This window comes from Inquilinus sp. CA228 (genome assembly GCF_052078665.1).
Lineage (GTDB): Bacteria > Pseudomonadota > Alphaproteobacteria > DSM-16000 > Inquilinaceae > Inquilinus.
In genome coordinates this window covers 52,724-64,818 of the sequence record NZ_JBQJIK010000021.1, presented here as the reverse complement: position 1 = coordinate 64,818, position 12,095 = coordinate 52,724, and the positions used below count along the sequence as shown (strand labels likewise).

Sequence of the window (12,095 nt, the reverse complement as noted above, 5' to 3'; positions counted from 1 at the left end):
CCTGAGGCGCGGCCCCGGGCGGCCGCCTCCGGCTGCATATCACGCCGGGACGGCCGGTGCGAACCGCCTCACGCCGCGTGGGCTTCTTCCGGGTGGCCGAGCTGGCGTTGCAGCAGGGTGCGGTAGATGCCGGGGCGGGCGGCCAGGGCGGCGGGGGTGCCCTGGTCGATTACCCGGCCGGCCTCCATCACCACGATCCGGTCGAAGCGCTGCAGCGTCGACAGGCGGTGGGCGATCGCGATCACCGTGCGGCCCTGCATCAGATCGTCCAGCGCCTCCTGCACCGCGCGCTCGGATTCGCTGTCCAGCGCCGAGGTCGCTTCGTCCAGCAGCAGCACCGGCGCGTTCTTGAGGAAGGCGCGGGCGATGGCGATGCGCTGGCGCTGGCCGCCCGAGAGCTTCACCCCGCGGTCGCCGACCACGGTGTCGAAACCCTCCGGCAGCGCCTCGATGAACGCCCGGCAATGCGCGGCCTCGGCCGCGGCCATCACCTCGGCATCGGTCGCGTCGGGCCGGCCGTAGCGGATGTTCTCGCGCACGCTGCGGTGGAACAGCGAGATGTCCTGCGGCACCACGCCGGTGATCTGGCGCAGGCTCTCCTGGGTCAGGTCGCGGATGTCGCGCCCCGCCACCTCGATCCGCCCCAGCCCGACATCGTAGAAGCGCTGCAACAGGGTCAGCACGGTCGACTTGCCGGCGCCGGACAGGCCGACCAGACCGACCCGCTCGCCGGGCTCGATCCGCAGGTCGAAGCCGTCCAGGATCGGCGCCCGCTTGGGATAGGCGAAGCGCACGCCGGCGAAACCGATCGGCACGCCGCCGCCATGCTTGGGCGCCGGCAGCGGCTCGGCATGCGGCGCGTCGGGCAGGTCGTGCGGCACCAGGAGGGTCGAGATCGCCTCGGACAGCCGGGCGATGTGCTGGGTCAGGTCGACCAGCGCCACGGCGAGGTCGCGGGTGCCGTGCAGGATGGCGAAGCCGAGCGAGCTGACCAGCACGATGTCGCCGGGCGTCGCCCGCCCCGCCTGCCACAGCAGGAGCGCCCAGCCGAGCAGGCCGGCGGTCAGGATGCCGGTGATCGCGGCGTGGATCAGCTGCAGCCGCTCCATATAGCGCAGGCTGCGCTGCCGGGCGGAAAGCTCGACCCCGATGCGGTCGGCCAGCCGCGCCTGCTCGCGGAAGGTGGCGCCGAACAGCCGCACCAGGCCCATGTTGCCGATCACGTCGACCAGCTCGCCATCGACCTTCGCCGCCTCGGTGGCGTAGTCGCGGTGGATCGAACCGCCGCGCTTGGCCAGGTGGTGGATGAAGGCCGAGAGCGCCACGGAGGCCGCGACCAGGGTGCCGGCCATCACCGGATCGACCGTGGCCAGGACGCAGATCGCACCGACCAGCGCCAGCGCCGGCGGCAGCACGTTCCAGGAGAAGGTGTTCTCGGTGATGAAGATGGCGTTGGCGGTGGCCGAGACGCGGCCGGCCACCATGCCGGGCAGCCGGTCGGCGAAATAACTCGGCGCGTGGCCGGTCAGGTGCCGGAACAGGTCGCGCCGGACCGCGCCGGTGACGCCGACGAAGGCCCGGGCGGCGACCCAGCCGCCGACCCGCCACAGCATGTTGTCGGCCAGGATCAGCCCGACCAGCAGGCCGTAGGCCAGCCAGAGCGCCCCGGAGGCGCCGACGGCCAGCACGTCGACCAGGTGCTTGATCGCGTATTGCGACCCGATCCCGCAGGCGACGGCGGCGACGACCGAGGCGATCACCACCGCATGCGATGCGGCCTCCTGCCGCACATAATGCAGGATGAAGCCGATCGGCCGGTTCCGGAATCCCTCGAGAATGCGAGTCTGCGTGGACGCCGTCATGTCCATCAGCTCCCCTGTGTTGTCTTCATCCACCATGGACGGCGCGTTTCCGCCGTCTCGAGAGTCCTGGCGCACCACGCCGACAGACGACAGCGCATCGCTGCACTGCACCCTATCTGTGCGCGCCCCACAGAACATTGTCGGACCGGAGTCGGAACCTTTTCCCGTTCCGAGTGTCGTGGTCATCGAGTGCCCGTTGCCGCGGAAGCACCTGAAGAAGAGCAGCGCCGCTTTGCTGCACCGCAGCGCCGCCGGTGATGTCAGACAAAACCCCCATCTGCGGAGGGAGTTCCATCCACATGCGAATCGCGCAGGTCGCCCCGCTGTTCGAAGCGGTCCCCCCCAAGCTCTATGGCGGCACCGAACGCGTCGTGTCCTTCCTGACGGAAGAGCTCGTCGCCCTCGGCCATGACGTCACCTTGTTCGCCAGCGGCGATTCCGTGACCTCCGCCACGCTCGAGGCCTGTTGGCCGCGGGCGATGCGGCTCGATGCCTCGGTGCGCGACTGGATCGCACCCCATATGCACATGCTGGAGCAGGTGCACCGGCGGTCGGACGAGTTCGACATCGTCCACTGCCATCTCGACTATTTCCCGTTCTCGCTGTTCAGCCGCGGCGACATCCCGTTCGTGACCACGCTGCACGGCCGGCTGGACCTGCCCGAGCTGCACCCGATGTTCGAGACCTTCTCGCATGTGCCGGTGGTGTCGATCTCCGACGCCCAGCGCCGGCCGATGCCGAAGGCCGGCTGGATCGCGACGGTGCATCACGGCCTGCCGGCGCAGCTGCTGGTGCCGGTGCCGGCGGAGCGCGGCTATCTCGCCTTCCTCGGCCGCATCGCGCCGGAGAAGCGGGTCGACCGGGCGATCGAGATCGCGGCGAAGAGCGGCCTGACGCTGAAGATCGCGGCCAAGGTCGACAAGGCCGACCAGGAGTATTTCGACGCCGAGATCAAGCCGCTCCTGGCGCGGTCGCCGCATGTCGACTTCATCGGCGAGATCGATGATTCACAGAAATCGGCTTTCCTCAGCGGCGCCATCGGCCTCCTGGTGCCGATCGACTGGCCGGAGCCGTTCGGCCTGGTGATGATCGAGGCGATGGCCTGCGGCACGCCGGTGGTGGCCTACAACCGCGGCTCGGTGCCCGAGGTGATCGAGGAGGGCGTCACCGGCTTCATCGTCGAGGACGAGATCGGCGCGGTGGCGGCGGTGCAGCGCCTGCCCGAGCTGTCGAACACCCGCATCCGCGAGGTCTTCGACCAGCGCTTCACCGCCCGCCGCATGGCCCAGGACTACCTCGCGATCTACGAGGGCCTGCAGGCGGTCGAGGCGCCAAAGAAGCCGGCCGTGCTGCGCGCGGTGGCGAACTGAGAGGGTCGCATTCACAGCCGCAAGGTTGGGTTCGCGGTACGCGAACCCAACAGTGTCATCGCGCGGCGGGAGGTTGGGTTCGCCCGAGAGCGAACCCAACCTCATTCTCTCCCGCCCCCTTACCCCGGCGCCCGGGTTGAGGCGCGGACGACCAGCTCGGTCGGCAGCAAATGGCGGTCGGGCGGGATCGTGCCACCGTCGGCCACGGCGTCGAGCAGCAGGCGGGCCGCCGTGGCGCCCTTGTCGAACAGCGGCTGGCGGATCGTGGTCAGGGCCGGGCGCACCAGAGCCGCGCGCGGGATGTCGTCGAAGCCGGCGACCGACACATCCTCCGGCACCCGCAGGCCCAGCGACCGCGCCGCCTCGATCGCGCCGATCGCCAGCCGGTCGGACATCGCCAGGATCGCGGTCGGCCGCTCCGCCCGGCGCAGCAGCGCCAGCGCGGCGTCGCGGCCATGCGCCTCGCTCGAGGCCGGACGCTCCTCCACCGGCACCGAGTCCGGGTCGAGGCCGGCAGCGGCGATCGCCTCGATATAGCCGTCCAGCCGGTCGACGCTGGTGCGGAAGGTCATCTTCGGCCGCCGCGCCGCGTCGAGCGGCCCGACATAGCCGTCGACCGCCGATTCCAAACTGATGATACCGAGCCGGCGATGGCCGAGCCCGACCACATGCTGCGCCACCCGGCGGGCGGCGCCGCGGTCGTCGATGCCGACGAAGGGCACGCCGTCCGGCACCTGGTTGTCGATCGCCACCACCGGCAGGCCGCGGCGCAGCAGCGGCGCCCAGGCCTCCGCCCCGTTCAGGAAGCCGTAGACCAGGAACCCGTCGACCGCGGCGCGGTGGATGGCACTGCGGCTGGCCGGGCTCTTCACCGCCGGCAGGATCAGCAGGCCGGAGCGCGCCTTCTCGCAGGCGGTGGCGACGCCGCGCAGCATGCCGACCGCCGCCGGGTCGTCGAAGGCGAAGGGCAGGGTCTCGTGGAACAGGAGGCCGATCGCCTCGGCCTTGCCGGTGCGCAGCATCCGCGCCGCCGGGTTCGGCCCGTGCACCCCCAGCGCCCGGGCCGCCGCCATGATCCGGTCGCGCAGATCCTTCGACAGCTGGTCCGGCCGGTTGAAGGCGTTCGACACCGTGGTGCGCGACACACCGACCGCCGCCGCGATGTCCAGCAGGGTGCCCCGCCGCTTCTCCGATCCGTCACTCATGCGGGCACCCTAAAGACTCCCTCTTGATCGATCAAGAAAGTCTCTGATACTGTAAAAACTGAATGCATTCAGATGAGCGCGACGGTTGGCGAATCGCGGATCGGATGCAGGGGGACATGCGGAGGGGTTGAATGCGCGAATGGTGGCGCGGCGCGGTGATGTACCAGATCTACCCGCGCAGCTTCCTGGACACCAATGGCGACGGCATCGGCGACCTGGCCGGCATCACCGCCAAGCTCGACTACATCGCCGATCTCGGCGTCGATGGGATCTGGATCTCGCCCTTCTTCACCTCGCCGATGAAGGACTTCGGCTACGATGTCTCGGATTACTGCGACGTCGACCCGATGTTCGGCACGCTGGCCGATTTCGACCGGCTGGTCGAGAAGGCGCATGCGCTGGGGCTGAAGGTGATCATCGACCAGGTGATCAGCCACACCTCGGACCAGCACCCCTGGTTCGGCGAGAGCCGGGCCAGCCGCGACAACCCCAAGGCCGACTGGTTCGTCTGGGCCAATGCCAAGCCGGACGGCAACCCGCCGAACAACTGGCTGTCGATCTTCGGCGGCTCGGCCTGGCAGTGGGACACCCGCCGGCGCCAGTACTACATGCACAACTTCCTGACCCAGCAGCCCGACCTGAACCTGCACAATCCCGAGGTGCAGGAGGCGGTGCTGGCGGCGCTGGAGTTCTGGCTGCAGCGCGGCGCCGACGGCTTCCGCCTGGACACCGCGAACTTCTACATGCACGACCGCATGCTGCGGGACAATCCGGGCAAGCCGGCCGACCGGGCGCCGACCGGGGACGACCGGGCGGACAACCCCTACTACATGCAGCTGCATCTGTACGACAAGTCGCAGCCCGAGAACCTGATGTTCCTGCGCCGGCTGCGGGCGCTGATGGACCGCTTTCCGGACCGGATGGCGGTGGCCGAGATCGGCGACGACGACCCGATCGGCCGGACCGCCGAATACGTCCAGGCCGACCTGCTGCACACCGCCTATAATTTCAGCCTGCTGAACGAGAATTTCAGCGCGGCGCATATCGCCACCGCGCTGATCGCCTTCGAGCAGGCGACCACCGACGGCTGGCCGTCCTGGGCCTTCTCCAACCACGACGTCAAGCGCGTGCCGTCGCGCTGGGGCGGGGCCGCGGCCGACCCGCGGCTGGCGCGCCTCTTGATCGCGCTCTTGACCTCGCTGCGCGGCACCGCCTTCCTGTACCAGGGCGAGGAGCTGGGCCTGCCCGAGGCCGAGGTGCCGTACGAGAAGCTGCAGGACCCCTACGGCATCACCTTCTGGCCGGACTACAAGGGCCGCGACGGCTGCCGCACCCCGATGCCATGGGAAGCGGAGGCGCCACAGGCCGGCTTCTCCACCGCCGAGCCCTGGCTGCCGGTGCCGGACGCGCATCGCCGCCTGGCCGCCGGGGCGCAGCAGCACGACCCCGAGTCGACCCTGGCCTTCACCCGGCAGTTCCTGCGCTGGCGCCGCAGCCGCCCGGCCTTCGCCTCGGGCTCTTTGAAATTCCTCGACACCGCCGACGGCGTGCTGGCCTTCGAACGGAGGCTGGAGGACGAGCGCATCCTCTGCGTCTTCAACCTGACCGGCGAGACCCGGATCTGGACCGCGCCGCCGGCCGAGATCGCGCCGACCGACGCGCCCGGGCTGGGCGCCCGGCTGGACAATGGCCGGGTGGCGCTGCCGCCCTATGCCGCCTTCTTCGGCGCCCTGGCGGCCGAGGCGGCGGAGGCGGAACGCAGCGCGGCCTGACGACGTTCGGTGCAAGACTAAATTCATTTCGACTCGCCAGAGGCCGGCCTGGCGAGTCACCCTTTGCCCCAAGATAAGCACGCGGGGGGCGCGCCGGTCTCCCCCGCGGCCAAAACCACAAGGAGGAGACCATGTCGAGGAGCGCAATCCTTCCCCTCACACTGGCCCTGATCCTGGCCGGCACCGCCGCACAGGCGGCAGGGGTCACGGTCGCGATCGCCTGCGGCTCGGTCGGCGCCGAACAGGCGCAGTGCCAGGAGGGCGCCAAGGCGTGGGAGGCGAAGACCGGGAACACGGTCAAGGTCGTCGCCGCCCCGCAATCGACCTCGGACCAGCTCGCCCTCTACCAGCAGATCCTGACCGCCCAGTCGAGCGACATCGACGTGTTCCAGATCGACGTGGTCTGGCCCGGCATCCTGGGCAGCCACTTCGTCAACCTGAAGCCCTATGTCGACCAGGCCACGATCGACCAGCATTTCCCGGGAATCATCGAGGGCCTGACCCGCGACGGCCAGTTGCTGGCCCTGCCCTGGTTCACCGATGCCGGGCTGCTGTATTACCGCCAGGACCTGCTGGACAAATACAAGCTCAAGGTGCCCGCGACCTGGGCCGAGCTGACCGAGACCGCCAAGACCATCCAGGACGGCGAGCGCCAGGCCGGCAACGACCGGTTTTTCGGCTTCGTCTTCCAGGGCCGGGCCTATGAGGGCCTGACCTGCGACGCGCTGGAATGGATCGTCAGCTTCGGCGGCGGCACCATCGTCGGCGGCGATGGCAAGATCACCGTCAACAACCCGCAGGCGGCCAAGGCGCTGGACCTCGCCGCCTCCTGGGTCGGCACCATCGCGCCCGACGGCGTGCTGAACTACATGGAGGAGGACGCCCGCGGCGTGTTCCAGTCCGGCAACGCCGCCTTCATGCGCAACTGGCCCTATGCCTACGGCCTGGTCAATTCGGGCGACAGCCCGGTCAAGGGCAAGGTCGGCACCGCGGCCCTGCCGAAGGGCGACGGCGACGGCGCGCGGGTCGCGGCGACGCTCGGCGGCTGGCAGCTGGCGGTGTCGAAATACTCGGCCCATCCGAAGGAGGCGGCCGACCTGGTCGCCTTCCTGACCGGCAAGGACGAGCAGAAGCGCCGGGCCATCGTCGGCGCCTTCCAGTCGACCATCCCGGCGCTGTACGACGACCCGGACGTACTGAAGGCCCAGCCCTTCTTCGCCCTCCTCAAGACCGCGTTCGAGGGCGCGGTGGCCCGCCCCTCGGCGATCACCGGCGAGCGCTACAACGAGGTCTCCACCCTGTTCTGGAACGCGGTCCACAACACCCTGTCGAAGCAGGGCGACGGCGCCACCAACCTGGCGCAGCTGCAGAAGGACCTGAACCGGCTGAGCCGCGGCGGCCGCTGGTAGGGGACCGGGCCGGCGGGCGTTGCCTGCCGGCCCTTCCGCCCCGTCAACGAACCAGGGGAGGCCCCCATGACCGTCGCCACCTCGACCCCGGCCCCAGCCGCGCGCGCCGCCGCCGACACCGCCTCGAAGCTCAGCCGGCAGCGCATCCGCGCCGCCTGGCTGTTCCTGATCCCGATGCTGGTGGTGCTGGCGCTGGTCGCCGGCTGGCCGCTGGTGCGGACCATCGCGCTGAGCTTCACCGACGCGACGCTGAAGGCCGAGCAGCCGATCCGCCTGGTCGGCTTCGACAACTACCTGTTCTACGGCCCGAACCGGGCCGACTGGGACGCCGAGCTGGGCGGCTACTACGTGTTCTACGACCCCAAGGGCACCAACCTGGTGTGGAAGCCGGAGGAGGGCAAGTTCTGGGACATCGACCAGAACAAGCCGGTCGATTACGACGTCGACACCAGCGGCATCTTCAGCTGGCAGGGGCTGCTGGTCGACCCGGTGTGGTGGCGGTCGGCCTGGAACACCATCCTGTTCACCGTGGTCTCGGTCACGATCGAGACCATCCTCGGCCTCGTCATCGCCATGACGCTGAACGCCCATCTGCCGGGGCGGGGACTCTTGCGCGCCGCGGTGCTGATCCCCTGGGCCATCCCCACCATCGTCTCAGCCAAGATGTGGGGCTGGATGCTGAACGACCAGTACGGCGTGATCAACGAGGTGCTGCTGTCGCTCGGCGTGATCTCGACCCGCATCGCCTGGACCGCCGACCCCAGCCTGTCGCTGGCCTCGGTGATCGCGGTCGATGTGTGGAAGACCACGCCGTTCATGACGCTGCTGATCCTGGCCGCGCTGCAGATGCTGCCGGGCGAGGTGTATGAGGCGGCGAAGGTCGACGGCATCCGGCCCTGGCGCGTCTTCACCCGCATCACCCTGCCGCTGATCTGGCCGGCGCTGATGGTGGCGATCCTGTTCCGGGCGCTCGACTCGCTGCGGGTGTTCGACCTGATCTACGTGCTGACCTCGAACAGCATCAACACCATGAGCATGTCGGTCTTCGCCCGGCAGCAGAGCATCGATTTCGGCAATGTCGGCTTCGGCTCCGCCGCCTCGACCCTGCTGTTCCTCATCATCGCCGTGCTCGCCGCCCTGTGGATGGTGGCGGGTCGCGTGCGCTTCGACAAATAGGAGGCGGCCATGACCAGAGCATCCAAGCGCCGCGTCGGCCGCACGCTGTTCTACGTGCTGGTGGCGGCGATCATCGTCTACACCGTGTTCCCGTTCTACTGGGCGGTGATCTCGTCGCTGAAGAGCGGCCAGCAGCTGTTCGGCACCGACCTGGTGCCGCCCTCGCCGACCATCGACAACTATGTCAGCGTGTTCCGCGAGCAGCCCTTCCTGACCAACATCGTCAACTCGCTGATCGTCGCCGGGTCGACCGTGCTGATCTGCCTGGCGCTGTCGGTCAGCGCCGCCTATGCGCTGGGCCGGGTGCGGTTCCGCGGCCGCAGCACCATCCTGATGCTGACCCTGGCGGTGTCGATGTTCCCGCAGGTGGCGGTGCTGACCGGGCTGTTCGAGCTGGTGCGCTGGGCCGGCCTGTACAACCAGCTCGGCTCGCTGATCCTCAGCTACATGATCTTCACCCTGCCCTTCTCGGTCTGGGTGCTGACCACCTTCATCCGCGAGCTGCCGCGCGAGCTGGAGGAGGCGGCGATCGTCGACGGCGCCAGGCCGTGGCAGATCCTGGTCCGGGTGTTCCTGCCGCTGCTGGGCCCCGCCCTGGCGACCACCGGCCTGCTGGCTTTCATCGCCGCCTGGAACGAGTTCCTGTTCGCCCTGACCTTCACCCTGACCAACGAGGTGCGGACGGTGCCGGTGGCGATCGCGCTGATCTCCGGCGCCACCCAGTTCGATATCCCCTGGGGCAACATCATGGCGGCGTCGGTGGTGGTGACCGTGCCGCTGATCATCCTGGTGATGATCTTCCAGCGCCGCATCGTCTCCGGCCTCACCGCCGGCGCGGTGAAGGGGTAGCGGATTGCGGAAATGCATCCCGGCGCTTGGGAAGCGGCGCCGGGATGCGATGCACAGGTCGGTTTGGAAGACTAGGATCCTATGCGCAGCGGCCGCGCCTGGAAAGGACAATCGTCCTCAATTCTGAGACGATCCGGCGGTGTGGCTCCCTCACCTCACTCGACCAGCGCTTCCTTGGCGTGCTGGGCCGCGCCGCTGCGCAGCGGCCGCTCCTCCATCAGCAGCAGCGCCAGGAAGCCGAGGACGAGGCCGGCGGCGGCGGCCAGGAACATCCAGTGGAAGGCGCCGACCAGCCCGTCGCGCATCGCCGGGGTGAGATCGCCGAGGTTCTCGGGCGACCGGCCGTCGCCGCCGATGGCGCCGAGCACGATGGCGCCGAAGCCGGCGACGACGATGGCGCTGCCGAGCGAGCGGAAGAAGTTCATGCAGCCGGTGGCGGTGCCGAGCTGGTGCATCGCCACCGCGTTCTGGATCGAGATGGTGGTGACCGGCAGCACCGTGCCGAGGCCGAGGCCGATGGCGGCGAGCGCGACCTCGACCAGCCACAGCGGCAGCCCGTCCGGATAGGCGGCCAGCCCGACCAGCGCCGCCGCGGCGATCACCAGCCCGACCAGCGGCGTGCGCTTGTAATGGGTCATCCGCGCCATGAAGCGGCCGGCGATGTTGGCGCCGGTCACCGTGCCGGCCATCAGCGGCATCAGCGCCAGGCCGGAATTGCTGGCCGACAGGCCGACCACGCCTTCGAGATAGACCGGCACATAGATCGACAGGCCGATGAAGCTGCCCATGACGCAGAAGGCGGCGGCGGTGCCGGTGCCGACCACCTGGTTCGACATCACCGCCAGCGGGATCAGCGGCTCGTCCGCGGTCAAGAGGCGCGCGGCGAACAGCCCCCACAGCACCAGCGAGCCGACGAACAGGCCGAGGATCTCGGCCGAATCCCAGGGGTAGCGGGTGCCGCCCCAGGTCAGGGCCAGCATCGCCGCCACGGTGGCGCCGACCATCAGCACGGCGCCGAGCATGTCGAGCTTGTGCCGGCGGTCGTGCCGCGGCAGGCGGCGCAGCGCGCCCCAGACCATCCAGAAGGCGCCGAGGCCGAGCGGCAGGTTGATCCAGAAGATCACCGACCAGTGCAGGTGATCGGCGATCAGGCCGCCCAGCACCGGCCCGACCACCGAGGAGGTGACGAAGACGCTGGCGATGTAGCCCTGGTAGCGCCCGCGCTCCTTCGGCGAGACCACGTCGGCGATGATGGTCTGGGCCAGCGAGATCAGCCCGCCGCCGCCCAGCCCCTGCAGCGCCCGGGCCAGGATCAGCGCCAGCATGGTCGGCGCCAGGGCGCAGGCGACCGAGCCGACGATGAACACGCTGATGCTGACCAGCAGCGTGATGCGCCGGCCGTGGATGTCGCTGAACTTGCCGTAGAGCGGGGTCACCGCGGTGGCGGCCAGGAGATAGGCGCTGACCACCCAGGACAGGTGCTCGACGTCGCCGAGCTCCTGCCCGATGGTCGGCAGCGCCGTGGCCACGATGGTCTGGTCGAGCGCCGCCAGCAGCATCGCCAGCATGATGCCGATGATGATCGAACGGACGGTGGCGTGGTCGAGCGGCGCCGGGGCGGCGACCGCCGGACTGTGTGCGGACATGATGCGGCGTTCCGAAGGCGGGGGCCGAGTGTAAGGGGCCGGCGGCGGCGAAGCGCCCCGAGCCCCCTAACCTTCGCTCGCGGCACTTGTCGTACAAGAGCGCTGTCGGCAGTGCTGCCATCGTCGCCCGGCATGGACGCAGATCCGGCGTCGCACCCTGCCGATCGCGGTTTCCCGGGGACAGCACTTCGTCTAGGGTGCGGCCATGACCGACCAGACCCAGCCGCGGGCCGACACGCAGGCCGTCGCCAAGCCCGAGAAGGCCCCGTTCCTGCGCCTCGCGCTCGAGGCCGGGCCGCTGCTGCTGTTCTTCATCGCCAACCAGGCGGCCGGCATCATGCCGGCGACCGCGGTGTTCATGGTAGCGACCGTGGTGGCGGTGGTGCTGTCGGTGCGGCTGGAGAAGCGCTGGCCGATCATGCCGATGGTCGGCTGCGTCTTCGTGCTGATCTTCGGCGGGCTGACGCTGTGGCTCGAGAACGACCTGTTCATCAAGCTGAAGCCGACCGTGGTGAACCTGCTGTTCGCGGCGATCCTGTTCACCGGCCTGGCCACCGGCCGCAACTTCCTGAAGCTGATGATGGGCTCGGTGTTCGAGCTGAACGACCAGGGCTGGCGCAGCCTGACCTGGCGCTGGGCGGTGTTCTTCATCGTGCTGGCGGCGGTCAACGAGATCGTCTGGCGCAGCTTCTCGACCGAGTTCTGGGCCGGGTTCAAGCTGTTCGGCATCCTGCCCCTGACCCTGGTCTTCGCCATGGCGCAGATGCCGCTCCTGATGCGGCACCAGGTCAAGACGGCGGACTGAC

General features: G+C 69.4%; 9 protein-coding genes. 6 read left to right on the top strand and 3 right to left on the bottom strand.

Annotated elements, in window-relative coordinates:
- Positions 1 to 68: 68 nt before the first annotated feature.
- On the bottom strand, positions 69 to 1,862 hold the full coding sequence (locus ACTOWL_RS12630) for an ABC transporter ATP-binding protein (protein ID WP_441321581.1): 1,794 nt from the start codon (positions 1,860 to 1,862) through the stop codon (positions 69 to 71).
- 299 nt (positions 1,863 to 2,161) lie between these two features.
- Here ACTOWL_RS12630 and ACTOWL_RS12625 point away from each other — a divergent pair, with 299 nt between their 5' ends.
- The gene (locus ACTOWL_RS12625; RefSeq protein WP_441321580.1) at positions 2,162 to 3,232 is read left to right on the top strand and encodes a glycosyltransferase family 4 protein; all 1,071 of its coding nucleotides are present in this window, start codon (positions 2,162 to 2,164) and stop codon (positions 3,230 to 3,232) included.
- 119 nt (positions 3,233 to 3,351) lie between these two features.
- Here the strand turns inward: ACTOWL_RS12625 and ACTOWL_RS12620 are convergent, their stop codons facing one another.
- Entirely contained in the window at positions 3,352 to 4,437 is a 1,086-nt protein-coding gene (locus tag ACTOWL_RS12620) for a LacI family DNA-binding transcriptional regulator (RefSeq protein WP_441321579.1), read from the bottom strand.
- Between the two features lie 131 nt (positions 4,438 to 4,568).
- On the opposite strand from ACTOWL_RS12620, the gene ACTOWL_RS12615 reads away from it, so the two are divergent.
- From ACTOWL_RS12615 to ACTOWL_RS12600, 4 genes are all read left to right on the top strand, one after another.
- Complete coding sequence (locus ACTOWL_RS12615; RefSeq protein WP_441321578.1) at positions 4,569 to 6,209, top strand: alpha-glucosidase family protein; 1,641 nt, start codon at positions 4,569 to 4,571, stop codon at positions 6,207 to 6,209.
- Between the two features lie 131 nt (positions 6,210 to 6,340).
- Positions 6,341 to 7,618 (top strand): ABC transporter substrate-binding protein, encoded by a 1,278-nt coding sequence (locus tag ACTOWL_RS12610; RefSeq protein WP_441321577.1) that lies wholly within the window; start codon positions 6,341 to 6,343, stop codon positions 7,616 to 7,618.
- Positions 7,619 to 7,684: 66 nt separating this feature from the next.
- A complete protein-coding gene (locus tag ACTOWL_RS12605) occupies positions 7,685 to 8,794 on the top strand; it encodes a carbohydrate ABC transporter permease (protein ID WP_441321576.1) in 1,110 nt (369 codons plus the stop codon).
- A gap of 9 nt (positions 8,795 to 8,803) precedes the next feature.
- Positions 8,804 to 9,643, top strand: a complete 840-nt coding sequence (locus ACTOWL_RS12600) for a carbohydrate ABC transporter permease (protein WP_441321575.1) — start codon at positions 8,804 to 8,806, stop codon at positions 9,641 to 9,643.
- A 155-nt stretch (positions 9,644 to 9,798) separates the two neighbouring features.
- On the opposite strand, the gene ACTOWL_RS12595 is transcribed toward ACTOWL_RS12600, so the two are convergent.
- The gene (locus tag ACTOWL_RS12595) at positions 9,799 to 11,289 is read right to left on the bottom strand and encodes an MDR family MFS transporter (RefSeq protein WP_441321574.1); all 1,491 of its coding nucleotides are present in this window, start codon (positions 11,287 to 11,289) and stop codon (positions 9,799 to 9,801) included.
- 205 nt (positions 11,290 to 11,494) lie between these two features.
- Here ACTOWL_RS12595 and ACTOWL_RS12590 point away from each other — a divergent pair, with 205 nt between their 5' ends.
- Positions 11,495 to 12,094 carry a septation protein A gene (locus ACTOWL_RS12590; protein WP_441321573.1) on the top strand — a complete coding sequence of 200 codons (600 nt, stop codon included), beginning with the start codon at positions 11,495 to 11,497 and terminating at the stop codon, positions 12,092 to 12,094.
- Position 12,095 lies beyond the last annotated feature (1 nt).

Excerpts from the sequence above, each read along its gene's own strand:
- ACTOWL_RS12630 (WP_441321581.1), bottom strand. The coding sequence starts at position 1,862 with ATGACGGCGTCCACGCAGACTCGCATTCTCGAGGGATTCCGGAACCGG.
- ACTOWL_RS12625 (WP_441321580.1), top strand. The coding sequence starts at position 2,162 with ATGCGAATCGCGCAGGTCGCCCCGCTGTTCGAAGCGGTCCCCCCCAAG.
- ACTOWL_RS12620 (WP_441321579.1), bottom strand. The coding sequence starts at position 4,437 with ATGAGTGACGGATCGGAGAAGCGGCGGGGCACCCTGCTGGACATCGCG.
- ACTOWL_RS12615 (WP_441321578.1), top strand. The coding sequence starts at position 4,569 with ATGCGCGAATGGTGGCGCGGCGCGGTGATGTACCAGATCTACCCGCGC.
- ACTOWL_RS12610 (WP_441321577.1), top strand. The coding sequence starts at position 6,341 with ATGTCGAGGAGCGCAATCCTTCCCCTCACACTGGCCCTGATCCTGGCC.
- ACTOWL_RS12605 (WP_441321576.1), top strand. The coding sequence starts at position 7,685 with ATGACCGTCGCCACCTCGACCCCGGCCCCAGCCGCGCGCGCCGCCGCC.
- ACTOWL_RS12600 (WP_441321575.1), top strand. The coding sequence starts at position 8,804 with ATGACCAGAGCATCCAAGCGCCGCGTCGGCCGCACGCTGTTCTACGTG.
- ACTOWL_RS12595 (WP_441321574.1), bottom strand. The coding sequence starts at position 11,289 with ATGTCCGCACACAGTCCGGCGGTCGCCGCCCCGGCGCCGCTCGACCAC.
- ACTOWL_RS12590 (WP_441321573.1), top strand. The coding sequence starts at position 11,495 with ATGACCGACCAGACCCAGCCGCGGGCCGACACGCAGGCCGTCGCCAAG.